The sequence below is a fragment of the Paraburkholderia sp. AV2 genome, from assembly GCF_054968425.1.
Genome location: NZ_JBANLK010000003.1, coordinates 1 through 23,682, shown reverse-complemented (window position 1 = coordinate 23,682; position 23,682 = coordinate 1). Strand labels below are relative to the sequence as shown.

The 23,682-nt window shown below is 67.1% G+C and carries 18 protein-coding genes; 5 read left to right on the top strand and 13 right to left on the bottom strand.

Going from position 1 to position 23,682, the window contains the following annotated elements:
- Positions 1-67 precede the first annotated feature (67 nt).
- The 4 genes from V8683_RS03025 to V8683_RS03010 all read right to left on the bottom strand — a co-directional run bounded on the left by V8683_RS03025 (position 68) and on the right by V8683_RS03010 (position 4,677).
- Positions 68-1,237 carry a nickel/cobalt transporter gene (locus V8683_RS03025; protein WP_411192373.1) on the bottom strand — a complete coding sequence of 390 codons (1,170 nt, stop codon included), beginning with the start codon at positions 1,235-1,237 and terminating at the stop codon, positions 68-70.
- Positions 1,231-1,836, bottom strand: coding sequence for a DUF1007 family protein (locus tag V8683_RS03020; protein WP_411192372.1), 606 nt, complete (start codon positions 1,834-1,836; stop codon positions 1,231-1,233). The genes V8683_RS03025 and V8683_RS03020 overlap by 7 nt, the downstream gene beginning before the upstream one ends.
- 55 nt (positions 1,837-1,891) lie before the next feature.
- Positions 1,892-2,914 carry a tryptophan--tRNA ligase gene (gene trpS / locus V8683_RS03015; protein WP_411192371.1) on the bottom strand — a complete coding sequence of 341 codons (1,023 nt, stop codon included), beginning with the start codon at positions 2,912-2,914 and terminating at the stop codon, positions 1,892-1,894.
- Between the two features lie 212 nt (positions 2,915-3,126).
- Positions 3,127-4,677, bottom strand: coding sequence for a sensor domain-containing diguanylate cyclase (locus V8683_RS03010; RefSeq protein ID WP_411192370.1), 1,551 nt, complete (start codon positions 4,675-4,677; stop codon positions 3,127-3,129).
- A gap of 313 nt (positions 4,678-4,990) precedes the next feature.
- Here V8683_RS03010 and V8683_RS03005 point away from each other — a divergent pair, with 313 nt between their 5' ends.
- Positions 4,991-6,148, top strand: a complete 1,158-nt coding sequence (locus V8683_RS03005; RefSeq protein ID WP_411192369.1) for a metallophosphoesterase — start codon at positions 4,991-4,993, stop codon at positions 6,146-6,148.
- Between the two features lie 6 nt (positions 6,149-6,154).
- Complete coding sequence (locus tag V8683_RS03000) at positions 6,155-7,252, top strand: AI-2E family transporter (RefSeq protein ID WP_411192368.1); 1,098 nt, start codon at positions 6,155-6,157, stop codon at positions 7,250-7,252.
- Here the strand turns inward: V8683_RS03000 and V8683_RS02995 are convergent.
- The 6 genes from V8683_RS02995 to V8683_RS02970 all read right to left on the bottom strand — a co-directional run bounded on the left by V8683_RS02995 (position 7,247) and on the right by V8683_RS02970 (position 16,723).
- Positions 7,247-8,686 (bottom strand): heavy metal sensor histidine kinase, encoded by a 1,440-nt coding sequence (locus tag V8683_RS02995; RefSeq protein ID WP_411192367.1) that lies wholly within the window; start codon positions 8,684-8,686, stop codon positions 7,247-7,249. The two genes, V8683_RS03000 and V8683_RS02995, sit on opposite strands and share 6 nt — an antisense overlap.
- Positions 8,683-9,372 carry a heavy metal response regulator transcription factor gene (locus tag V8683_RS02990; protein ID WP_411192366.1) on the bottom strand — a complete coding sequence of 230 codons (690 nt, stop codon included), beginning with the start codon at positions 9,370-9,372 and terminating at the stop codon, positions 8,683-8,685. The genes V8683_RS02995 and V8683_RS02990 overlap by 4 nt, the downstream gene beginning before the upstream one ends.
- A 43-nt stretch (positions 9,373-9,415) precedes the next feature.
- Positions 9,416-10,921, bottom strand: a complete 1,506-nt coding sequence (locus tag V8683_RS02985; protein ID WP_411192548.1) for an efflux transporter outer membrane subunit — start codon at positions 10,919-10,921, stop codon at positions 9,416-9,418.
- A gap of 2 nt (positions 10,922-10,923) precedes the next feature.
- Positions 10,924-12,183: an efflux RND transporter periplasmic adaptor subunit gene (locus tag V8683_RS02980; protein WP_411192365.1), complete on the bottom strand. Its 1,260-nt coding sequence runs from the start codon at positions 12,181-12,183 to the stop codon at positions 10,924-10,926.
- 44 nt (positions 12,184-12,227) lie between these two features.
- Positions 12,228-15,419 (bottom strand): efflux RND transporter permease subunit, encoded by a 3,192-nt coding sequence (locus V8683_RS02975; protein WP_411192364.1) that lies wholly within the window; start codon positions 15,417-15,419, stop codon positions 12,228-12,230.
- A gap of 296 nt (positions 15,420-15,715) precedes the next feature.
- Positions 15,716-16,723 carry a LysR family transcriptional regulator gene (locus tag V8683_RS02970; protein ID WP_411192363.1) on the bottom strand — a complete coding sequence of 336 codons (1,008 nt, stop codon included), beginning with the start codon at positions 16,721-16,723 and terminating at the stop codon, positions 15,716-15,718.
- A gap of 220 nt (positions 16,724-16,943) precedes the next feature.
- Here V8683_RS02970 and V8683_RS02965 point away from each other — a divergent pair, with 220 nt between their 5' ends.
- Together V8683_RS02965 and V8683_RS02960 are read left to right on the top strand one after the other, a co-directional pair.
- On the top strand, positions 16,944-17,651 hold the full coding sequence (locus tag V8683_RS02965) for an MgtC/SapB family protein (protein ID WP_411192362.1): 708 nt from the start codon (positions 16,944-16,946) through the stop codon (positions 17,649-17,651).
- A gap of 176 nt (positions 17,652-17,827) precedes the next feature.
- Positions 17,828-18,079, top strand: a complete 252-nt coding sequence (locus tag V8683_RS02960) for a GlsB/YeaQ/YmgE family stress response membrane protein (RefSeq protein ID WP_411192361.1) — start codon at positions 17,828-17,830, stop codon at positions 18,077-18,079.
- A 75-nt stretch (positions 18,080-18,154) separates the two neighbouring features.
- On the opposite strand, the gene V8683_RS02955 is transcribed toward V8683_RS02960, so the two are convergent.
- From V8683_RS02955 to V8683_RS02945, 3 genes are all read right to left on the bottom strand, one after another.
- Positions 18,155-19,681, bottom strand: a complete 1,527-nt coding sequence (locus V8683_RS02955) for an acetyl-CoA hydrolase/transferase family protein (protein WP_411192360.1) — start codon at positions 19,679-19,681, stop codon at positions 18,155-18,157.
- Between the two features lie 31 nt (positions 19,682-19,712).
- Positions 19,713-19,916, bottom strand: coding sequence for a hypothetical protein (locus V8683_RS02950; RefSeq protein ID WP_411192359.1), 204 nt, complete (start codon positions 19,914-19,916; stop codon positions 19,713-19,715).
- Positions 19,917-20,068: 152 nt separating this feature from the next.
- On the bottom strand, positions 20,069-22,294 hold the full coding sequence (locus V8683_RS02945) for an FUSC family protein (protein WP_411192358.1): 2,226 nt from the start codon (positions 22,292-22,294) through the stop codon (positions 20,069-20,071).
- A 161-nt stretch (positions 22,295-22,455) separates the two neighbouring features.
- On the opposite strand from V8683_RS02945, the gene V8683_RS02940 reads away from it, so the two are divergent.
- On the top strand, positions 22,456-23,466 hold the full coding sequence (locus tag V8683_RS02940; protein WP_411192357.1) for a LysR family transcriptional regulator: 1,011 nt from the start codon (positions 22,456-22,458) through the stop codon (positions 23,464-23,466).
- The last annotated feature ends 216 nt before the right edge of the window (positions 23,467-23,682 follow it).

Genomic DNA, 23,682 nt, shown 5'->3' with positions numbered 1-23,682 from the left:
ACGCGGCGGCCGGGGCGCCCTGCCCCGGCCGCCGCGTTCCGTTTACGGCATGGCGAAGATCCGCGGTCTACGACAAGGACGCCGTCGTCACTCCGCCGAGCAGCAGCGCGAGTTGCAGCGCGGAGATCAGCAGGATCACGACAATCGCGCCGATCGAAACGATGCGTCCCACACGAGCCGGGCGCAGGCGCAGCCGCAGTGCGAGGCGCGCCAGCGTGCGATTCGCGCCGATGCTGCCGAGCCCCGTCAGCACGACCGTCGTCGCCACGCCCGCGGCCATCGCGAACGTCGCGACGACGCCGGCCACGAGCGCCCCGACCGCCATGGACGTGACCAGCGCGAAGATGGCGCCGATGCAGGGCCGCACGCCGGCGGCAAGCCCGAGTGGACCGATCTGCCTCAGTCGCGAGCGTGCCGGCGCCTTCGGCGTCGAGCGAACGTCCGCTGTCGCACGGAACGCGGAATTCGTCTTGCCTCCAGCCGCTTGCGACGCGCTCGCGAGACGTTCGCGCAGATACGCGCCCTGGGCCGGCCGGCCGCCGCTTGCCTCCTCTGCGGCGCGCGGAAACCTCACTACCGGCGGTTCCTCGCAGCATTGATCGCGCGCCCGCCTCGACCGGATCGCCCAGGCACTCGTGACGCAAAGCAGCAGGTAGCTGATGGTTTCCATGGATGCCGCACGCGGCATCACGCTCATGAGGCCCGCGTGCGCGAACCCGGCGGCGCCGAGCACGAGCCCGATCGCGCTGAGCGCCTGGACGATAGCGGTCCAGCTACCCAGCAGCACGGCATCCGCCACGCGCGCGCGGCGAGACGCCAGCCACGTTCCGACCACGACCTTGCCATGACCGGGGCCGAACGCGTGAAGGACGCCATAACCGAACGACACGGCGATCAACGTCGCCCATGCGGCCAGCGACGCGCCATGCGGCCACTGCGCGAGGAAACCCTCGATCCGTGCGTTCCAGTCCGCCTGCACGCGCAGCCAGGCGCCCACGCCGGTCCGGACGAAATCCGGCATGTCGCGTATCCACCAGGCCGGCGGCGTGGCCACGCTGGCCGGCGCGGAAGCTGCGGCAGCCGCTGCCGCGGCCCCCGATGCGGCCACCGGCTGGCCGAACACGTCCACCGTCTGGGCTTGCGCGCCGGCACACATCGTGACGAGCGCGAGCGTCAACCACGCGGCGAACCAGCAAGCGAACGCGCGGCGGCAGCGCATGAGCCCGCGAGCTAGCATGTCAACGCACTCGCATGCGGCAAGACGAATCCGTTGAAGATCGGGTGCGCCTTGTCGACGACCGTATGCACCGAACAGCTCGCGGGCGCGCCGGGCGCGAACGCCACGGCGCCGTCGGACTGCGCTTCGTAGTCCACATAGTACGAAGGGTCCCACACGCCAAGCTCGACCTGCTTGCCGCGTATGTCCACGGGCGCGGCGAGCGGTAGCCGGAACGCGTACGTGATCTTGCCGTCCGCGACCGACACCTTGAAGCCGGTCGGCTCGCCGAAGGTCTGAGGATTACCGTCGACGAAAAGGTGCGTGAAAAAGAACGCATGGGCCAGCGAGACGAACGCCTGATCGTGAAACTGCTGCGTTTGCGCCGCACTCAGCAGACCGTTCGCGGGCAACTGATCGATACCGGCGAGCTGCACGGGAAAGCCTTCCGTAAAGCGCCAGGTTTCGTCGAGCGCGACGATCGACGTGTTTTCCATCCGGATGCTCGCCGTGTACGCGATCCACACGTGCGGGTGCGCCGAGGCAAGGCTTGCCGGCCAGACCAGGCACCAAAGCAAGCCTCGCAGCAACGCGGCGGAAAGGCGATCGTAGCGGGACATCGGGTGTGCGCTCAACGACGGGGAAAAGTGGCGGCCATTATTACACCAGATACGCTCATGCCGGACCCGCGAAGTAATCGAGGCCCAGCGCGCGCTTCGCCTCGGACAAGGTCTCGCCCGCCTCCTCGCGCGCGCGCATCGTGCCGCGCCGCAGAAGCGCCAGCACCTCGGCCCGGTCCGCTTCGAGCTCGCGGCGCCGCGCGCGTATCGGCGCGAGCAGCGCCTGCAGCCGCTCGTTCAGCATCCGCTTGACCACGGCATCGCCTAGCCCGCCCCGGCGATACCGGGCCTTCAGTTCGGCCACCTTGCCGGCGTCGGGCTCGAACGCATCGAGAAACGCGAAAACGACATTGCCCTCGACCTGGCCGGGGTCGCTCACGCGGAGGTGGCCCGGATCGGTATACATGTCGTTGACCGCCTGCGTGATCTCGTCGGGCGTGGCGCCCAGCGCGATCGCGTTGCCGAGCGACTTGCTCATCTTGGCCTTGCCGTCGATACCCGGCAGCCGCGGAACGGTCGACAGCACGGCCTCGCACTCGACCAGAACCGGCCGCTCCACCGTGAGATTGAAGCGGCGCACGAGTTCGTTGGTCTGCTCGATCATCGGCAACTGGTCGGCGCCCACCGGCACGTGCGTGGCCTTGAACGCCGCGATATCGGCCGCCTGGCTCACGGGATAGGTGAGGAAGCCCGCCGGGATGTCGCGCTCGAAGCCGCGCAGGCGAATCTCCTCCTTGATGGTGGGATTGCGTTCGAGGCGCGCGACCGTCACGAGGTTGAGCAGGTACTGCGAGAGTTCGGCCAACTCCGGCACCTGCGACTGGATGCAGAGCGTCGACTTCTCCGGATCGATGCCGACCGCCAGGTAGTCGAGCGCGACCTCGACGACGTTCGCGGTGACGCGCTGGTGCCGCCCCACGTTGTCGGTCAGCGCCTGGGTATCCGCCAGCAGCAGGAACTGCCGGGCCTCGTGCTGCAATTGAACACGCGCGCGCAGCGAGCCGACGTAGTGGCCAAGATGAAGCGGGCCGGTGGGCCGGTCACCGGTGAGGATAACGGGGGAATTCGCGGATGTCATGGTGTGCTGTCGTCCCATCGGTTCGATGCCGCCAGCCACGAGCGCAGATACGAAAATGCCGCCAGGACTGGCGGCATCACGTTTTGAAAGTGCATGGAGAAACGGGCCGCCTGGTTCAGGCGAGCCACCAGCGACGCAGGTTCAGCGAGGTCGGTTTCGTATCCATTGGGCGAGTATAGCCGAACGCGGCGCATCGTTGCTCCGCCGGCCCTTCAGGCCACCGTGGAATGCGCCGCCGCGCGCGCCTCGCGGCGGGCGCCGCGCGGTCCGGCGACGATCCCGTTGCGCCCCGCGGCCTTGGCCCGGTACAAGGCTTCGTCGGCCACGCGGATGAGTTCGTCGAGACTCGCGATCTCCCCGGACTGCGAACTGGCGATGCCGATGCTCACCGTGATACGCCCGAACGTGCTGGCCGCATGTTCGATGGCGAGCTCCCAGACCGCCTCGCGAATGCGCCCAGCCAGCGCCACTGCATCGGACTCCGAAGTCTCCGGCAATACCGTGAGGAATTCCTCGCCGCCGTAGCGCGCAGCCGTGTCGGCGGCCCGCAGACACGATGCCATGCAGCGGGCGACGGCGGCGAGCGCGTCGTCCCCGGCCTGATGACCGTAGCGGTCGTTGAACGCCTTGAAGCAGTCGACGTCGATGAAAAGAATCGCGAGGCTGCGCCGGGTTCGCCGCGCCCGGCGCCACTCGTGCTCGAGCGTTTCGTCGAGCCGGCGCCGGTTCGCGAGTCCCGTGAGCCCGTCGGTTCTCGCGAGCAGCCTCAACTCCGACTCCGCGCGCATGCGCCGGCGCAACTGCGCGCTGAGTTGAACGGACAGGCCGATGAGCACGAGCGCGAAGAGCGCCATCACCGAGGCGAGCTTGCCGGCCCGGCGCCGCCAAGGTCCGAAGATGTCGGGCTCCGCTTCGGCCACCACGATAATGAACGGCAGGTGCGCAAACCGGCGGAAGTAGCAATACCGCCGCACGCCGTCGACGACCGAGGTGGCCGGGAAGTACCCTTCGGGCGCGTTGGCGAGGTGGCGGAACGTGCTGGCCGCGACGACGCTGCGCCCCGGAATGCCCGGCTCGAACGGCTCGCGCATGATCATGACGCCGTCCGTGCCGACGAGCGACATCGCCCCATGCGGACCCACCGCGAGCCCCTCGAAGAGCCGCTGGAAGTATTCGAGCCGGATCGCCATGACGGCGACGCCCGCAAAAGAGCCGTCGGGATGCGACAGACGCACGCTGAGCGCCATGCGCAAGCCCCCGCCCAGGCGCGGAACGTAAGGATCGCTGATGAACAGCCCGGCATCGGCATGGTCGCGATGCACCGTGAACCAGGGGCGGTCCGCAAAGTTGCCCTTGCGGGGCACGTCGCTTTCCGAATCGACGACGATATTGCCGGACGCATCGAGCACGTACATGCCGCCCTGATAGTCGGCGGTGGCGGCGCGATCGAACAGCACCATGCGGCGCAGATGCGGCGGCAGCGCCATGACGTCGGGCTGGGTCATGCCGTCGGCAACCGCCCGCAGCGACATGGCGTAGATTTCGAAATTGCGCTCGATATCGCGCTGGGCCGCGAGCGCGATGCTGTGCGAGCTTTCCTGGGCGTGCTCCAGCGCGTCCGTGCGGCTCTGGTAGAGGGCGACGGCGCACAGCACGGCAAGCGTGAACGCGGCGACCACGCCCCCCACGACGATCGCGTTCGGGCCTGCGTGCAACGAGCCGCGCAGCCGTTGCACGAATCCGGCCAGGCCTTTTTTATGCATCTGTGGTCCGTTCGGAACCGGGCGTGGTATTCGGCATGTCCGGATGTCGCTTGAAAAGGATGCGTCGCCAGTACGCAACAACCTGGTGCATTACGGCTTCCTGGCAGAAAACTTGAGGGGGATCGCGCACGGAGGCGCACAACCCGCGTGCAGCTGTGCCGCCCTTCAAAAAGGGATGCATCGACCGCCCCGGCACGCCGCCTGCGCTTGCCGGTAGAATGCTTCGCAACCGAAGCGCCCAGCGCGCCCGCGCTCCCTGCCGGCTTGCCCTCCGCTCCCGCCCTTCGCCCCTCTTCGCCTCCATTGGCCCGCCATGCCCCGACTGTCCTTCTTCGTGCGCTTCATCATCATCGGCGTGCTGCTGCACGTCTATGTCGGCTTCCGGCTGATCCCCGACCTGCCGGCGCCGGCCGCCGGCAAATGGCTCGCGGCGCTGTGGCTCGTGCTCTCGTGCCTCGTGATCCCGCCCGGCATGCTCGCGCGCACCATCCGGCGCCAGCCGCTCGCCGACCGCCTGGCGTGGGTGGGGATGCTCGCCATGGGCTTCTTCTCGTCGCTCCTGATGCTCACGATTGCGCGCGATCTCGTGCTGGCCTCGCTGATGACCGTCGAGGCGATCTGGCCGCGCGCCGTGAACCTGGCGGACTGGCGCACCGGCAGCGCGGCGGCCGTGATCGCGCTCGCGCTGCTCTCTAGCGCCATCGGCTTCTTCAATGCCCGGCGGCGCGCGCCCGTGCGCACAGTGGACGTGCCGATCCGCGGCCTGCCCGACGCCCTCGAAGGCTTCACGATCGTCCAGCTCAGCGACATTCACGTCGGGCCGACGATCAAGCACGACTATGTCGAGGCGATCGTGCGCGCCGTGAACCGGCTCGAACCCGACGTCGTGGCGATCACGGGCGACGTGGTGGACGGCAGCGTCGCGCAGCTCGCGCGCCACACGGCGCCGCTCGGCACGCTGGCGGCGCGCCACGGCGTGTACGCGGTGACGGGCAACCACGAGTACTACTCGGGCGCCGACGCCTGGGTGGCCGAGTTCCGCCGCATCGGCCTCACGGTGCTGATGAACCAGCACGTGGTGATCGAGCATCGCGAGGCGCGCCTCGTGCTCGCGGGCGTCACCGACTACACCGCGGGCCATTTCGACCCCGCCCAGCGCAGCGACCCGGCGGCGGCGCTGGCGGGCGCGCCCGCGGACGTCGAAACGCGCGTGCTGCTCGCGCACCAGCCGCGCACGGCGCACGCCGCCGCCGACGCGGGCTACACGCTGCAGCTCTCGGGCCACACGCACGGCGGCCAGATCTTTCCGTGGAATTTCCTCGTGCGGCTGCAGCAGCCGTTCACGGCGGGGCTGGCCCGGCTCGGCAGCCTGTGGGTCTACACGAGCCGCGGCACGGGCTACTGGGGGCCGCCCAAGCGCCTTGGCGCGCCCTCGGAAATCACGCGCGTGCGCCTCGTGGGCGCGGAGTGAGGCGGCATGGCAGGCAACAAGACGCTTCACCAGACCGCGTTCTACCTGCTGCTGCTCGCGGTTTCCATCGCGCTCTGCTTCATCCTCGCGCCGTTTTTCAGCACCGTGATGTGGGCCGCCATCCTCGCGCTGATCTTCCAGCCCGTGCAGCGCTACTTCGTCGCGCGGCTTGGCCGCCGCCGCAATCTCGCCGCGCTCATCACGCTGGCGATCTGCGTCGTGATCGTGATCCTGCCGCTCACGCTCGTGGCGGGCACGCTGATCCAGCAGGTCGCCTACGCCTATAGCCAGATCAAGTCGGGCAGTCTCGACATTGGCGCATTCTTCAGCCGGATCGTCCATGCGCTGCCCGCCTCGCTGCAGAACCTGCTCGCGCGCTACGACCTCATGGACCTCAGCGGGCTCCAGGCGCGCCTCTCGGCGGGCGCCGCGCAGATCAGCCAGTTCATTGCGACACGCGCGCTGAGCCTCGGCCAGATCACCATGCAGCTCGCCATCAGCTTCTGCGTGATGCTTTACCTGCTGTACTTCCTCGTGCGCGACGGCCGCGAAATCTCGGCGCTGATCCGCAGCGCGATCCCGCTCGACGAAGCGCACAAGCAGCACCTCGTGCGCAAGTTCACGACCGTGATCCGTGCGACCGTCAAGGGCAATCTGGCCGTGGCCTTCGTTCAGGGGACGCTCGGCGGCATCGCGCTCGCGGTGCTGGGCATCCAGGGCGCGCTGCTGTGGGGCTTCGTGATGATGCTGCTCTCGCTCCTGCCCGCCGTGGGCGCCGCGCTCGTCTGGGGGCCCGTCGCCATCTACTTCCTCTCGACCGGCGCGATCGCCAAGGGCATCGGGCTCGCGGTGTTCGGCTCCGTCGTGATCGGCACCGTGGACAACGTGCTGCGCCCCGTGCTGGTCGGCAAGGACACGCGGCTGCCCGACTGGGTCGTGCTGATTTCGACGCTGGGCGGCATCTCGCTTATCGGCATCAACGGCTTCGTGATCGGGCCGCTCGTCGCCGCGCTGTTCATCAGTTGCTGGGACCTGCTGCGGCGCGACCAGATGGACCGCGCCGCCACCGCAGAGAAAAAGGAAGGCGGCGACAGCGGCTTATGAAGAGACGTGCAGCGGCAAGCCCGCGCGGCCGTTGTGCATGGCCTCCGTCACGACCGGGTCGCCGGCCCGCTCGCCGTCGACCGCCACCGAAAAGCCGAACGTATTGACGCCCCCGGCGCTGCGCACGAACACCGTGCCGCCGTGCATCTCCGCCACCGCCTTGACGATCGAGAGCCCGAGGCCGTGATTCTCGTGGCTGTTCGAGCGCGCCTCCTGGAGACGATAGAAGCGGTCGAAGATGTGCTCGCGCACGACGGGGTCGAGCGGCTCGCCCGGATTCGAGACGGCGATCTCGACGTGGCCGTCCTGCGGCGCGATCGTCGCCCGCAGCGTGGTGCCGGCCGTCGAATGCTGGATCGCGTTGACGAAGAGATTGCTCACGGCCCGGCCGATCAGCGACGTGTTGACCCACGCCCGCGCCTCGCCCTGCACCGCGACGCGCAGTTGCGCGTCTTCCAGCGGCATTTCCAGGAACTCCAGCATGCGTTCGAGCTCGGCACGCAGCGAGACCTCGGCCAGATCTGTCGCCCGCTCGCCGCGGTCGCTGCGCGAGAGGAACAGCATGTCGTTGACGATCACGCGCAGACGTTCGAACTCCTCCAGATTCGATTGCAGCGTCAGCCGCAATTGCTCCACCGAACGATCGCGCGTGAGCGCCACCTGGGTCTGGCCGATCAGGATGCTGACCGGCGTGCGCAGTTCGTGCGCGACATCGGCGTTGAACGATTCGAGCCGTTCGTAGGCCTTGTCGAGCCGTTCGAGCGCGCCGTTGAACGACGTGGCCAGCTCGTGCAGTTCTTCGGGCAGTTCGTCGTCGTGCAGACGCTGCCGGCGATTCGACGGACTCAGTTGCGCCGCCTGGCGCGACAGGCGCGTGAGCGGAGCGAGACCGAAGCGCGTCACGGCGCGGCTCAAGAGCGCGACCGCGATGGTGGAGGCCGCAACCAGCACGGCAATGACGATGCCGAAACGTTGCAGCAACTGCTCGGTGCGTTTGCAGTCGCTCGCGACGACGAGCGTCACCTCCGGGCGGTCGCCGCTCGCGGGCACGAGAAGCGTGGTGATGGCGACGTCGTAGTCGCCGCCGGGCGGCCGCACGAGCCGATGATGCGCATCGAGCGTGTCGGTGACCGTGCCCGCGATGGGCGTGCCGAAGCGAAAGCGCGGGTCGGGGCCTTCCACGTAGTAGTGCATGCTGCTGTCCGCCGGCGAGAGGTCGCGCAGCTTCTCCTGGACGAGGGCCCACTTCTGCGCGTCGGACGCGTGCGAGACGATCAGCAGGGCGATGTGCGCGCGCGCGTCGACCGTCGCGCGCAGATCGTCGAGGAGCTGGGTCTTCATCAGCAGGAAGAGCCCCGTGCCGGTGAGCGTGAACACCACGAGCGATACCGCCGCGAACATGGCCGAAAGCCGCAGCGAGATCGAGTGTTTCATGACGGCTGGCCCCCATCCTCGCGCACTTCGAGCACGTAGCCCATGCCGCGGATGGTGTGCAGCAGCTTGGCCGGGTGCGGGCCGTCGAGCTTGGCGCGCAGGCGCTTGATGGCCGTCTCGACGACGTTCGCGTTGCTTTCGAAGTTCACGTCCCAGACGAGCTCGGTGATGAGCGTCTTCGAAAGAATCTCGCCGCGCCGCCGTGCGAGCACGGAAAGCAACTGGAACTCCTTGGCCGTGAGATCGAGCCGCACGCCGTCGCGCGTCGCGCGGCGGCTGATGAGGTCTACCTGCAGGTCGCCCACCGTGATCAGCGTCGACTCCTGCGCGCGGGCGCGGCGCGTGAGCGCGCGCAGCCGCTCGACCAGTTCGAGGAACGAGAAGGGCTTCGTCAGATAGTCGTCGGCGCCGTCGCGCAAACCGTGCACGCGGTCGTCCACGCGGTCGCGCGCGGTCAGCATGATGACGGGCGTGCCCTTCTTCGCGCGCACCGCGCGCAGTACGCCGAAGCCGTCGAGCTTGGGCAGCATCACGTCGAGCACGATCACGTCGAAGTCGTACTCCGTGGCCATCCACGCGCCTTCTTCGCCGTCCATCGCAACATCGACGATCCACCCCTGTTCGGTCAACCCGCTGCGCAGGTAGTCCACGACCTTGCGTTCGTCTTCGATCACCAGGACCTTCATACCCGCTTCTCCCTCCTTCTCTCCCCTTTGCGCGAGCGGGATTCTAACCCTTGCCCGCCGCCGGCATTTCGCGGCACGTGCCTGCGCTGCAGGCCAGCTCGCGCTCGTCGGTGCTCCAGCCGCCGCCCAGCGCCTTCGCCAGATAGACCACGGTCGCCACCTGCTGACCATGAATCTGCACCTCCGTGCGCTCGCTGGCAAGTAGCTGCTGCTCGGCGGTAAGCACGTCGAGGAACGCCACGAGGCCGCCCTGATAGCGGTCATTCGCGAGATCGTACGCGTTGCGCGCGTCGTCCACGGCCGCCTGGCCCTCGTCCGACGCGCGCTCCAGGACGGAGAGGCCCGTCACCGCATTCTGCACCTCCTGGAATGCGGTCAGCACCGTCTGCCGGTAGGAGGCTTCCGCCGACTCGTAGCCCGCCTGCGCGTAATTCACGCCCGCGGCGCGCTTGCCGCCGTCGAACAGTATCTCGCTCGCGCTCGCGCCGAGCGACCACATGAGGCTGGGCGCCGTGAAGAGCGTGCTGAAGCGCGTGGACTCCCAGCCCAGCGTGGGCGAAAGCGTGATGTCCGGGTAGTACGCCGAGCGCGCCACGCCGATCTGCGCGTTGGCGGCGGCCATCGCGCGCTCGGCCGATGCGACGTCGGGCCGGCGCTGCATCAGTTCGCTCGGCAGGCCCGTGGGGAGCGCCGGCACCGGCAGCGGCGTGACGGCGGAAGCGATCGAAAACTCGGGCGCGGGCTTGCCCACCAGCACCGCGATCGCATTCTGGATCTGCTGACGCTGGTTCACGAGCAACTGCGCCTGGGTCTGCGTCGCGTCGAGCTGCGCTTTCTGCTGCGCCACGTTGAGCCCCGAAACCGCGCCGAGATCGTGCTGCGAATTGACGAAGTCGAGCGCCTTCTGCTGCAGCACGACCGACTGGTTCACGACGTCGATCTCGTCGTCCAGCTCGCGCAGCGAGAAATAGCTCGTCGCGAGCTGGGCCGTGAGCACGAGGCGCGCGTTCGCGAGATCGTCGCCGGCCTGCTCCGTCGAGGCTTGCGCCGACTCGACCATGCGGCGGATGCGGCCGAACAGGTCCAGCTCGTAGCTGATGGCGGGGCCGATCCCGAGATCGTTCTGCACCGTCGAGGTGTTCGGCACCGTATAGTTGGTCAGCGGCCGGTTCGCCGAAATGCGCTCGCGCGCCGCGCTCGCGTCGAGCGTGACCTGCGGCGCCTGTTGCGAGGACACCGAAGCCAGTGTCGCGCTTGCCTGCTCGTAGTGCGCCACGGCCACGCGCAGCGTCTGGTTTTCCGCCAGCGCCTGTTCTTCCAGCCCGTTCAGCTCGGCGTTGTCGAACACCTTCCACCATTGCGGATCGAGCGCTGCATGCGAGGGCTGCGCGGCGTGCCAGTACGAATCGGCCGGGTCCATGGTCCAGGCAGCCGGGCTGGCCGTTTGCGGCGCATGGTAGTCCGGGCCGACCGTGCAGGCCGCCAGGCACGCGGTTCCGAGCACCGCCAGCACCACTGCGGCATGGCGCGGCTGCGCATTGCGCCTCATGCTCACGTCGCGCTCCGCTTCGTGCCCGCGCCGCTCGCGCCATGGGCTCCGCCCGCGCCCGGGGTCACGACCGTCACGTCGTCGCCGTTGGCAATCGAATCGCTCGGGTTCAGCACGACGCGATCCGAGCGCTCGAGCCCGTGACCGATCAAGAGTGTCTGCCCGAGATCCTGGGTGATCTCGACGGGCTTCAGTCGCACCTTGTTGTCCGCACCCACCACGGCAAGGCGCGGCCCCTCGGCGCGGAACAGCAGCGTATTGCCGGGCACCGTGAGCATGCCGGCCGCGTCGGTGTTCAGCGAAGCCTGCACGTAGGTGCCGGGCAGCAGCCTGCCGTCGTGGTTCGGCATCATGATCTCCACCTGCAGCGTGCGCGTGCCCGTGTTGATCGCGCCCGAGGTATTCGTCACCTTGCCCTCGAACGTCACGCCCGGCATTTCCTGTTGCGTCACGCTCACGGGCTCGCCCACCACGATCTGCTGCGCGTAGGTCTGCGGCACGTCCACATAGAGCCGCAGCGGATCCGACTGCGCGATCGCAAAGAGCGCGCGGCCCGTGCCGCCGTTGCCCGCATTCACGAGGTCGCCGATATCGATATTGCGCTGCGTAATGACGCCCGTGAAGGGCGCGACGATGCGCTGGAAGCCCTTCGTTTCGGTGAGCCTGCGCATGTTCGCTTCGGCGGCCGCGAGGTTCGCCACGTCCTGGTTGTACGCGCCCTGGCGGTCGTCCAGCTCCTGCTGCGAAACCGCATCGCGCTGGCGCAGCCCCTGCGCGCGGTCGAGCGAGGTCTTCGCGAGCGCGAGCGTCGCTTCGGCCTGGGTGCGCTGCGCCTGCGCCTGCTGGAATTCCTGATCGATCTCGGGCGTGTCGATCTCGGCCAGCAACTGGCCCTGCTGCACGTGGGCGCCGATATCGACATACCAATGCGACACATAGCCGTTCGCGCGCGAGTAGATCGGCGACTCGATGAAGCCGCGCAGCGTGCCCGGCAGGACGATGCTGCCGCTCGCACCGGCAGGCACCGGATTCACGACGCTCACATACTGCTTCGCGTTCTGCTTCGTGACCTCCGCGAGACGATGCGAGTTCTCGATGTTCGAGACGATCGTGCGCACGGCGCCTGCCGCGAGCAGCAGCGCGACGATGATCGCGGCGAGCCGCGCCCGCCGGCCCGCCTGATGGCGCGCGGGCAGATCCATGCCGTGCTGGGCGCCGCCGACGGCAATGTCGAGGGATGAGTGATGATGGGGTTCGTTCATGTCATCGACCAGATTGAGCGTAACCGGATTGCATGTTGTCCGAATCAATGTCTGCCGCGCCGTGCTTCACGTTCGCGCTTTTGCTCTGCGCGCTGCGCAAGCCGGCCATGCACCGTCGCAAACATCAGCGGCACGAACAGTAATGTGGATACCGTAGCAAAGAGCAGGCCGCCGATCACGGCGCGGCCCAGCGGCGCGTTCTGCTCCGCGCCTTCGCCGAGACCGAGCGCCATCGGCACCATGCCGATCATCATCGCGAACGCCGTCATCAGCACGGGGCGAATCCGCGTCGCGCCGGCTTCGAGCGCGGCCGCGAGCGGCGTCACGCCCGCGGCGAGCCGCTGACGCGCGAACGCCACGACGAGAATACTGTTGGCCGTCGCCACGCCCACGGTCATGATAGCCCCGGTGAGCGCCGGCACGCTCAGGTGCGTACCGGTGATGAACAGCATCCAGGCAATGCCCGCGAGAGCCGCCGGCAGCGCGCTGATGATGATGAGCGGGTCGGCCCACGACTGGAAATTCACGACGATCAGCAGATAGACGAGCACGATGGCCATCGCAATGCCTACGCCCAACCCCACGTACGAGGTACGCATGGTGGTGATCTGGCCGCGCATCGTGATGGTCGTGCCGCGCGGCGCGTGCGCCTGCACGGTCTTGATGAGATCGTCGATATGCGAGCCCACGCTGCCGAGGTCGCTGCCTTCCACGCTCACGAGCAGGTCGATCACGGGGCGGATGTTGTAGTGCGTGACGATGGCGGGACCGACGTGCGGCTGCAACCGCACGAGGTTGCTCACGAGCTGCAGCGGCTCGCCCGGGCGCACCGAGACCGGCGTGCCCATCAGTTCATTCACCGATGCTTCGCGATACTGCGGCGTCTGCACGGTAAGCGGATACTCCACACCGTTCTGCGGGCTCACCCAGAACGCCGGCGCCGTTTGCGTGCTGCCGGCCAGCGCGACCAGCACGTCCTGCGCGACGTTCTGCGGGCTCAGGCTCAACTGCTGCATGCGCGTGCGGTCCATCGCGAGCGTGAGCGCCGGCTCGTCGTTGCGCTGCTCGATGCGCGAGTCGACGGCGCCCGGCATCTGGCGCACCGCTTTGAGCAGTTCGCTCGCGAGCGCCATGTTCTGGCCGAGATTCGTGCCCACCACCTGCACGTCGATCGCCGCGGGCTGACCGAAGTTCAGGATCTGCGTGATGATGTCCGCGGGCTGAAAGAAGAATTCCACGCCCGGAAAGCGCTGCGGCAGCAACTGGCGCAGCTTGTCGATATAGAGGCGCGAGGGGTCGTGGTCGGGCTTGAGCGCAATCTGGATTTCGCCGTCGAGCGTGCCCATGGTCCCCGCATTGCTGTACGAGAGGTTGATGCCGCTGTACGGCAGGCCGAGATTATCGACGATCGTTTCGAGCTGGTCCGGCGGCACGACCTCGCGGATGGTCTTCTCCACTTCGTCCGCGAGACGCGCCGTCTCCTCGATCCGGTACCCCGTCGGCGCACGCATGTGCAGGCGGATGTTGCCCGCATCGACGCTGGGGAAAAAGTCGCGGCCGAGGAAGAACACCAGACCGAGCGAAACGAGGCAGAACGCGAGAAACGTCGTGCCGAACACGCGCCGCCTCGCGAGCAGCAAGCTCAGCAGTGCGATGTAGTTGGCGCGCACGCGCTCGAAGCCGTAATTGAAGCGCTCATGAAAGCGCGCGAACCACGAGCGCGAGGCGCCCGCGTGCGCGTGGCCCGCATCGGGGCCGCCGTGCGTGAAGAGCAGCATTGCGAGCGTCGGCACCAGCGTACGCGAGAGGATATACGACGCGATCATCGCGAACACCACCGCCTCCGCGAGCGGCACGAACAGGAAGCGCGCCACGCCGGTGAGGAAAAACATCGGCACGAACACGATGCAGATACACATCGTGGAGACGAGCGCCGGCACCGCGATCTCGCCCGCGCCCTCCAGGATGCCATCGTGAAGGTCCGCGCCGAGATGCAGGTGACGCTCGATGTTCTCGATCGTCACGGTCGCGTCGTCGACGAGAATCCCCACCGCCAGCGCGAGGCCGCCGAGCGTCATGATGTTGATGGTCTCGCCGAGCGCGAAGAGCGCGAGGATCGACGCGAGAATCGACAGCGGAATCGACACCGCGATGATCAGCGTGCTGCGCCAGTTGCCGAGAAAGACCAGGATCATCACGGCCGTGAGCGCGGCGGCGATCAGCGCCTCGCGCAACACGCCCTGCACCGCCGCCGACACGAAGATCGACTGGTCGAACAGCGGCTTGACGACGAGCGCGGGGGGAAGCGTCTCGCGCACCTGCGGCAGCAGCGCCTTCAGGCTGCTCACCACCTGCAGCGTGGAGGCGTCGCCATTCTTGAGCACCGAAACCAGCACGCCGCGCACGCCGTCCTGGCGCACGACGTTGGTTTGCGGCGAAAAGCCGTCGCGCACGTGGGCCACGTCGCCGAGGTAGGTCGTCGCGCCGTTGACCGTCTGCACGGGAATGTGGTTCAGGCCCGCGATCGTCTCGGGCGAGGCATTGGTGTCCACCTCGTACTCGGTCTGCCCCAGCTTCGCGGTGCCGGTCGGCAAGATCAGGTTCTGCGCATTGACGGCGTTGACGATGTCGGAGGGCGTGAGGCCCTTCGCGATGATCGCGCGCGTGTCGATGTCGACGGCGATCACGCGCGTCTTGCCGCCGTACGGATACGGAACCTGGGCGCCCGGAATCGTGATGATCTGCGGGCGCAGGAAGTTCATCGCGATGTCCGCGATCGACTGCTCGCTCATCGTGTTGCTCGACAGGCCGAGCTGAATCACCGGGATGCTCGATGCCGAGTAGCTGATGACGAGGGGCGGCGTGGCGCCGGGCGGCATCTGCTTGAGCGTGGCCTGTTCGAAGGCCACGGCCTGCGCGATCGCCGACTGCTGGTTCGCGCCCGGCTGCAGGAACAGCTTGATGACGGCGATGCCCGGCAGCGACTGCGACTCGATATGTTCGATGTTGCTGACGGTCGTGGTCAGGCCGCGCTCGTTGACCGACGTGATGCGGTCAGCCACGTCCTTGGCGGAAAGCCCCGTGTACGACCAGATGATGCTGATCACGGGGATATTGATGTTCGGCAGCACGTCGGTCGCCATCCTCATGAGGGCGAACGGCGTGGCCAGCACGATCAGGATGGCCATCACGATGAACGTGTAAGGCCGCTTCAGTGCGAGATTGACAATCCACATGTGACTGTTTCAGGCAGGCATTAGGGCTGACGGGCAGGCGTGGCTTACCCGAAACGCATTTTTGGGACGGTGCCGCATGATAGGCAACGGCGGTGGCGCTTTGCTGGCGCCAAAATGGCGAAATTGTCAGGCTGGAAATAATCCGCGGCAACGGTTTTCGGAACACGCAAGAATCGCCCTGCGCACGGTCCAAAGTTGCACCGCAGCAAACAGGCGATCTTCCGGGCTCCGCGCGGCGGAAACCCCTGGCGCATCGATCGAACCAGGTCTGGCCGCTACTTCGCTACCTCGCTGCCTCAGTTGACAAGCCGCAGCCGGTCGGCGTCGCGAGCGAGCGCCGGGTCGCGGTCGTGGGCACGCAGCGGCGGCGATGCGCCACGGCGCGGCCGCAGCCCGCCGTAGGCCGCGAGCGCGGCTTCCTGCTCGGCGAGCATACGCGGCACCTTTTCGCGCAGGAAGTCGACGAAGGTCCGGATCTTGGCGTCCAGATAGCGGCGCGAGGCGTAAAGGGCGTAGATGTTCAAGCCCTCCAGCCAGTGCTTGGGCAGCACGCGCACGAGCGACCCGTCGGCGAGGCCCGGCAGCGCCACCGGCACCGGCAGCGGACCGATGCCCATGCCCTCGCGGATCGCGAGGGCGAGCGCCTCGGGATTGTTCACCTGGAGCGGCGTCGCGCCGTGCGACCCCACGGAAGCCCACTGGCCCGCCGGCAGGCTCGCATCGGTGAGATGCAGGCAGGTGTGGCCTTCGAGTTCGTCGAGCGACTGCGGCACGCCGCGCGCATGAAGATACTCGGGCGAGGCGCACAGGATCGCCACCGTGCTGCCGAGATGCTGGGAAATCAGCGCGGAGTCCTCGAGCTCGGCGGCCACCACCACGGCCACGTCGAAGCCCTCCTCGATGATGTCGGGCATCTGCTGGGCGATGGTCAGATCGACCGCGACCTCGGGCTGATGCTGCTGGTAGCGCGCGATCAGCGGCATCACGTAGTGCTGGCCGAAGCTCGTGCCGCCGTAGACGCGCAGCTTGCCCGACGGGTTCGCCTGGGCCGCGGCGGCCTCGGCTTCGGCCTGCTCGATATCGGCGAGAATGCGCTTGCAGTTCTCGAGGTAGCGCTCTCCGGCCTCGGTCAACGCCATGCGCCGCGTGGTGCGGTTCAAAAGCCGCGCGCGCAGGCGCGCTTCGAGGTCGGTGACGGCGCGCGAGACCTGCGCCGTCGTCATCGCTTCGCTCGCGGCCGCTCGTGTGAAGCTACCCGACTCCACGACCCTTACGAAGATCCGCATATTGCGCAGCGTATCCATCCCAGACTCCTGTTCGTCCTGCCGTCCTGCCCGATTGCAAAAACGCCAATGGCGCCAGTGTGCAGGAGAGGCCGTGGCCCGATGCTGACCTGCAAATGACGGCGCGGACAGCTTGGCGAGGCATGCCGCGCCGCGTATGATCCAGGGCGCTGCCGGCGTCGCGCATTGCATTGCCGCGCGACGCTTCTGGCATCGGCCACGGCGCTTACATGACAAAACGATGACTCTCGAATTCGTTCTGCGCCTTCTCATGGCGTTTTCCTGCGGTGTCGCCATCGGGCTGGAACGCCAGATTCGTCAACGCACGGCTGGCCTGCGCACAATCGTCCTCGTCGCGACCGGCGCGTGCCTCTTCGTCACGCTCGGCGTGCTGACCGGCAACGGCACGTCCGGCATCACGCAGATCGCGGCGTATGTGGTCTCGGGCGTCGGCTTCCTGGGCGGCGGCGTGATCATGCGGGACAAGGGCTCCATCCAGGGCATCAACACGGCGGCGACGCTCTGGTGCTCGGCGGCCGTCGGGGTGCTCTCGGGCGCGGGCCACTATGGCCCGGCGGCGGCGGGCACGGTGGCCGTGCTGCTCATCAATACCGTGCTGCGCGAGGTGAGCCGCATCATCAACGCCACGCCGGTGGGAGCCGCCGATCTCGTGCGCGAATACGTGCTCACGGTGGTCTGCCGCGAAGAGGACGAGATCCACATTCGCACCGTGCTCTCCAATTCCATGTACTCGACGCCGCTCTCGTTCCAGAGCCTCACGAGCGAAGACGTTCCCGACCAGCCCCAGCGCCTGCGGGTCACGGCCACGCTGCGCACGCACCCGAAATTCCAGTCCAAGCTCGAACTGATGGCGAGCCGCCTCAGCATGGAAAAAGGTGTTTCGAGCGTGAGCTGGACGGCCGTGGATACCGAGGTCGCCCCTGAATGACGCGCCGCAACGCTCAGTCTTTCATTTTCATTTCAATTTTGTTGCGTAATTTCAAACGATGCCTGACACTTTTTAATAAGTGTCAATTCTGGCCACGCAACATGGACGCGATCCCGCCCTTGGTCTAAGCTGCACATCACCGTGGATTTTTCACACCAACAAGGGGAGTGCTCAATATGGAACACGGCATCATCGCCTGGCTCATCATCGGCGCAGTCGCGGGCTGGCTTGCCGGCGTGCTCGTCAAGGGCGGCGGCTTCGGGTTGATCGTCGATATCATCGTCGGGATCGTGGGCGCGTTCATCGGCGGCTGGCTGGCCGGGATCCTCCACATCTCGGTGGGCGGCGGCTGGATCAGCTCGATCATTACGGCCGTCGTGGGCGCAGTCATCCTGCTATTCGTCATCCGGCTATTCAAACGCGCGTAGCCGGCTGAGCGTCCCACACGAACAAAACGGGAGTGCCGTGACCGGCACTCCCGTTTTTTCATGTCCGCGGGTAGGTCAAGCGTTGGCGACGAGGCCCCCCGTGCCTTCGGGCAGCATCGAACCGGTCTCGCTGAAACGCAGATGCATCGCATACGCCTTCGCGAGATCGTGCGGCGTCTGGCCGCCGTGCTTCAGCGCGTCCTGGTAGTAGTCGCGCAGCAGGTCGCGATAGAGCGGATGCGCGCAGCGTTCGATGACGAGCGTGGCGCGCTCGCGAGGCGCGAGGCCGCGCAGATCGGCGAGACCCTGCTCCGTCACGATCACGTCCACGTCATGCTCGTTATGGTCCACGTGCGGCACCATCGGCACGATGCTCGAAATGCAGCCATCCTTCGCGATGGCCTTCGTCGCGAAGATCGCGCACGCGGCGTTGCGCGCGAAATCGCCCGATCCGCCAATGCCGTTCATCATGTGCGTGCCGCCCACGTGGGTCGAATTCACGTTGCCGTAGATATCGCATTCGAGCGCCGTGTTCAGCGCAATCAGACCGAGGCGCCGGATCACTTCCGGGTGGTTGCTCACCTCCTGCGGGCGCAGCACGAGCTTGTCGCGGTAGCGGTCGAGTTCGGCCAGCACCTGGGCCTGGCGCTGCGCGGAGAGCGTCATCGAAGCGCCCGACGCGAACACCATCTTGCCCGCGTCGATGAGATCGAAGGTCGAGTCCTGGAGGACTTCGGAGTACATCGTCAGCGCCTCGAACGGCGAGTTCACGAAACCCGAAAGCACCGCGTTCGCAATCGTGCCAATGCCGGCCTGCAGCGGCGGCAGTTGCGCGCTCATGCGGCCATGCGCGACTTCGTGCTGGAGGAACTCGATCAGGTGGCCGGCAATGCGCGCGGTTTCGTCGTCGGCGGGCAGGACGGTGGATGGGCTGTCCGCTTCGTTGGTGATCACGATGGCCGCGATCTTCTCGGGCGCAATGTCGATGATCGTCGTGCCGACGCGATCCTGCGGGCGCACGACAGGCAGCGGATCGCGATGCGGACGGCGGCCCGGAATCCAGACGTCGTGCAGGCCTTCGAGCGCGAGCGGCTGCGCGAGATTGATTTCGACGATCACCTTCTCGGCGAGGATCGCGAAGCTCGCGGAGTTGCCGACCGACGTGGTGGGCACGATGCCGCCCGTCTCCGTGATCGCGGCCGCCTCGATGATCGCGAGGTCCAGCTTGCCGAGCAGGTTGGCGCGCAGCATCTCGACGGTTTCGGAGAGATGCTGGTCGACGAACATCACCTCGCCGCGGTTGATGGCACGGCGCAACGTGGTATCGACCTGGAACGGCAGGCGGCGTTCGAGCACGCCCGCTTCGGTCAGCGCGCGATCGACGTCGTGACCGAGCGAAGCTCCCGTCATCAGCGTGATGCGCAGCGGCTCCTTCTCCTCGCGTGCGCGGCGGGCCAGCGCGATCGGCACGGCCTTCGTGTCGCCCGCTCGCGTGAAGCCGCTCGCGCCGACACGCATGCCGTTGCGCACGAGCTGCGCCGCCTCGGCGGCCGTGGTGATCTTGCCGCGCAGGGCGGCACAACGAATACGGTCTTCGTACATCACAACGTCTCCAGAAATATTCTGTCGTGGCTCAGCTACCGAAGTAGATGTTGCAGAAGCTGACGGGACCGACGCATTCGACCGGCGCTCCCGGCTTCGCAGCGGGCTGTTGAGCGTTCGCCCCGGCAGCCTGGGAGACCTGCGAGACGGTCACGGCCGGTGCCTCGCTCTGCGCCCAGGCAGCGGCGGCAGCAAACAGCGAGCAGGCAACAACAGCGATCTTCACGGCTTTCATTTCACTCTCCATGGCTAACGGGTACTGCCGGGCAGTGACCTCACTATAGGGCTCGGGCCCGATTTGATTAATGCGGTCCGGTAGAAGGCATCTTTCCAGCGCGCGGCAAGATCGCCCTTCCGGTCTGCCGTGGCCCCGGCAGCGCGTGCTTTTCAGCGGGCGCCGGAAGAGCGCGCCGAACCGCGCGCCCGGCGGCGCGCAAACGTGCCGAGCGGCGCGTCGCGATCCAGCAGTGCGCTGCGGATGAAATGCAGATGGGAAAGGAGCCGCTGGACCTCGTGGCGGCGCTCGCGCACCTCGTGAACCGCATCGCGCGCCGCCTGCGCCACCCAGGTGGCCGCGCGCACCGAGGCGAGCGCCCGTTCAAGCCTCTGCGCGTCGGGCCGCTCGAATAGCCGCGCAATGTCGGCCTGCACGCGAGCGAGCGACGGTCGCCAGCGTGCGTCGAGATCGGCCAGCCAGGCGGCCGCCTGCGCCTCGTGACGCAGATCCACGACCGCATGGCCCACTTCGAGTGTGACGAGCATCCAGCGTAGTGCGCGCCGGTGCGCCCGCGCGTCCCCGTTGAGCAGCAGGCGCAACTGATGCATCAAATCGTGCGTGCCGGACTGGAAGCGTTCGCCCAGTCCCGCCAGTTCGCCGCGGCACGCAATCGCGACCTGGTAGCGCAACGCGGCGCACAGATGTGCGATGAGCCATTTCATGCGCGGGGGGAACACCACCGCGAAGGCGAGCGCGGCGACCAGCAGCGTCGCGACGACTGCGATGCCGTTGTTGATCAGGAGGTCGGGCGCATAGGCGATCACGTTGTCGGGGCCGGCCAGCAGGCAGAAGAACACCGAAAAGCCCACGCCCACACCCGAAATGCGCGGACGCGTCGCGAGAAAGGCGCCCAGCGCCAGCACCGGCGCGAGAACGGCGCAGAGCAGCGGGAACCCGTCGACGTTCGGGTAGACGTAGCACGTGAAGAGATAGCCCGCGAGCGCAGCGCACGCCGCGCCGGCAGCCATCTGGGCCGCCATGCGCGTGGCGCCCGGCGTCGACGATGTCAGCGCACAGGTCAGCGCCGCCGCAATCACCGCCATGCCGCCGCTCGGCCAGTCGGTTTCGATCCAGAACGCGCCCAGCGCCGACACCACGACTGCCGTGCGCACGAACGTGAAAGCCACGACATACCCGCTCGTGCGTGGCTCGTAGCGCGCCGTACGCCGCGCCTGTGCGAGCTGCGGCTGCGTCACGGACGCATAGGTACGGCTGTATCGAACGATCTCCGATGTGAAGCGCCAGACGAGTTCGGCGGACGTATCGAAGTCCTGAAGCCAATCCGGTGTGGCGGCTTCGAGCGGTCGCCGGGTCTCGCGCACGTGGCGCGGCAGCGTGCGCTGCCACGCCTCCAGGGCATCGGCGAGACGCAGCGCGTATTCGCGATCGGATTCGCCGCGCCGCGGCCGTTGCGCGAGCCGTGCGGCAAGCTCGCTGAAATACGGTGCCAGGGGGGCGATCGCCGAATCGCTCCCGCGCAGGCGCTTGAGCAGTTGACGCAGTGCGTGCAGACGCGCGCAAACGTCCATGAATTCGCTGTTCAGGCGCGCTAGCAGAGGACTGCGCGAACGCATCGCCGGATCTTCGAAGAAGGCAAAGGCGCGCGTCGTCTCGAAACCCACCACATCGTCGACAAGATGCGCAAAGCGGCCCTCGAACGCGCCCCGCTCCAGCCGGCCTGACAGCACATCGGAGGCGAACGCAGTAAAATCGACGAAGCGTGTGCGTAAGGTCTGCTCTAGCAGCAAGCCGGTCTGCCGGGGCACGATTACGGCGCTCACCATGCCCGAACAGAGTATGCCAACCGCTACTTCGGCACCGCGCCCGAGTGCGGCGAGGAAGAGTCCGTTGGGTTGCTGCACGAGCGGAATGCCGATCAGCGCAGCGGTGTAGCCGGCCAGCACGAATGCATACCAGCGAAAATGCCGATTCCTCATGGCAGCCGCCGTACAGGCGGCCATCCACCCCGCTATCCCGGCGATGTAGAGTTCGGGTTGCTGGATGAACACGCCACCCAGCACAACCGCGGCGATCATGCCGACAACCGTCCCGACGATCCGGTACACGCTCTTCGCGAAAACCATGCCCGAGAGCGGCTGCATCAGCACGAACACGGTGGTCATCGCAATGCGTGGCTGCGGCAGATCGAGCAGCATCGCCATGCCCATCGCGAGCAGGCCTGCCGCGACCGTCTTGAAGAGATGCAGCCAGATCGCGCCGTCGGTGGCGGACCAGTCGCGCAGCGCGCGCCGGGTCGCCTGCTTTTTCGCACGCCCAAGCGCTTCCTTGCGCCGACGCGAGTCGAACGCTCGATGAATCGCGTGCTGGCGGGTCATGGGAATGGCACTACGCTCGGTCTGTTACCAGGCCGCCGATTGTAGGAGCGTCACCGCAGCGGATTAACGGGACGGACGGGGAACGTCCGTTCCAGATCACTCAACAATCACGAGGCTTGCGAGGCGGACAATATCGTTTCCGTGCCGAACAAGAAGATTAGATGGATACGTTACAAAATATGCGGGTATTTGTCCGCGTCGTAGAAGCGGGCAGTTTTACCGCGGCGGCCCAGTCGCTCGATTCGACAACGGGCGCCATGTCGCGCGCCGTGTCGGAGCTGGAGGCGCATCTGCGCACCCGGCTGCTCAACCGTTCGACGCGCCGTCTCGCGCTGACGCCGGCGGGCGAGCTTTATCTGAAACGTTGCATGCAGATCCTCGCCGACGTCGATAGCGCCGAAGAAGAAGCGAGCTGCGCGCACGAGCGGCCCGCGGGCGCACTGCGCATGCATAGCTTCGCGAGTATCGGGCAACAATACGTACTGCCGGCGATCTCGCGCTATCGGGCGCTGCATCCCGAGGTCACGGTCGAGCTGACGCTCTCGCAGCGCATGCCCGATCTGTTCGAAGGCAGCAGCGATGTATCGGTGGTCACGGCGTCGTCGCTGCCGAATTCGGACCTCGTTTCGCACCAGCTTGGGACGACCTACAGCATCCTGTGTGCGTCGCCGGCTTATGTGCATATGCATGGATCACCGCGTACGCCTGCCGACCTGTCGCATCACGAATGCCTGATCCTGAAGACGCCCGCGCTGCCGGCGCAAGAATGGACGCTCGAAGGCCCCGAGGGCAGCATCGAGATGCATGTCGACGGGCCGGTGCAGGTCAATATTGCGGAGTCGCTGGCCGTGGCGATACGCGAAGGCATGGGGATAGGCGTGCTGCCGGTCTATACGGCAATCGAAGGACTGCGCAACGGGACGCTCGTGCGCGTGCTGCCGCAGCACAAGTTGCAGAAGACGAATGTCTACGCGCTGTATCCGTCGCGCAAATTCGTCGACGCCAAGACGAAGACGTGGGTCGAGTTCCTGCGCGCGCATCTTCCCGAAGTCATTGCCCGCGACATGGCGCTACTTGAAGAGCTGACGCAGGAACAACTCGCCGAAGAAGCGCTGGCCGACGCGGCGATGGTGCCGGCGGCGGCTGGCCGGTTGCAGAACAGCGCGCATTGAATCGTTTCGCGCCAGCCAGGATGACGAAGCCGTCCTTCGGGGCGGTTTTTTTGTGCGCGGGATTTGCACCGGACGCCGGGGTCCCGGATGCGGGATGCGGGCCGTAAACGCCGAAACCCCGGCGCTCTGTGGGAGAGGCCGGGGTTCCGGGTTACAGCATGAGGAGCCTGACGATTACCTACTTTCACACGGGCAATCCGCACTATCATCGGCGTG

Coding starts and splice junctions, on each gene's coding strand:
- V8683_RS02945 (WP_411192358.1), bottom strand. CDS start 22,294: ATGACCCGCCAGCACGCGATTCATCGAGCGTTCGACTCGCGTCGGCGC.
- V8683_RS02985 (WP_411192548.1), bottom strand. CDS start 10,921: ATGAGGCGCAATGCGCAGCCGCGCCATGCCGCAGTGGTGCTGGCGGTG.
- V8683_RS03025 (WP_411192373.1), bottom strand. CDS start 1,237: ATGCTAGCTCGCGGGCTCATGCGCTGCCGCCGCGCGTTCGCTTGCTGG.
- V8683_RS02970 (WP_411192363.1), bottom strand. CDS start 16,723: ATGGATACGCTGCGCAATATGCGGATCTTCGTAAGGGTCGTGGAGTCG.
- V8683_RS02980 (WP_411192365.1), bottom strand. CDS start 12,183: ATGAACGAACCCCATCATCACTCATCCCTCGACATTGCCGTCGGCGGC.
- V8683_RS02975 (WP_411192364.1), bottom strand. CDS start 15,419: ATGTGGATTGTCAATCTCGCACTGAAGCGGCCTTACACGTTCATCGTG.
- V8683_RS02960 (WP_411192361.1), top strand. CDS start 17,828: ATGGAACACGGCATCATCGCCTGGCTCATCATCGGCGCAGTCGCGGGC.
- V8683_RS02940 (WP_411192357.1), top strand. CDS start 22,456: ATGGATACGTTACAAAATATGCGGGTATTTGTCCGCGTCGTAGAAGCG.
- V8683_RS03005 (WP_411192369.1), top strand. CDS start 4,991: ATGCCCCGACTGTCCTTCTTCGTGCGCTTCATCATCATCGGCGTGCTG.
- V8683_RS02955 (WP_411192360.1), bottom strand. CDS start 19,681: ATGTACGAAGACCGTATTCGTTGTGCCGCCCTGCGCGGCAAGATCACC.
- V8683_RS02995 (WP_411192367.1), bottom strand. CDS start 8,686: ATGAAACACTCGATCTCGCTGCGGCTTTCGGCCATGTTCGCGGCGGTA.
- V8683_RS02965 (WP_411192362.1), top strand. CDS start 16,944: ATGACTCTCGAATTCGTTCTGCGCCTTCTCATGGCGTTTTCCTGCGGT.
- V8683_RS02950 (WP_411192359.1), bottom strand. CDS start 19,916: ATGAAAGCCGTGAAGATCGCTGTTGTTGCCTGCTCGCTGTTTGCTGCC.
- V8683_RS03020 (WP_411192372.1), bottom strand. CDS start 1,836: ATGTCCCGCTACGATCGCCTTTCCGCCGCGTTGCTGCGAGGCTTGCTT.
- V8683_RS03010 (WP_411192370.1), bottom strand. CDS start 4,677: ATGCATAAAAAAGGCCTGGCCGGATTCGTGCAACGGCTGCGCGGCTCG.
- V8683_RS03000 (WP_411192368.1), top strand. CDS start 6,155: ATGGCAGGCAACAAGACGCTTCACCAGACCGCGTTCTACCTGCTGCTG.
- V8683_RS02990 (WP_411192366.1), bottom strand. CDS start 9,372: ATGAAGGTCCTGGTGATCGAAGACGAACGCAAGGTCGTGGACTACCTG.
- trpS (WP_411192371.1), bottom strand. CDS start 2,914: ATGACATCCGCGAATTCCCCCGTTATCCTCACCGGTGACCGGCCCACC.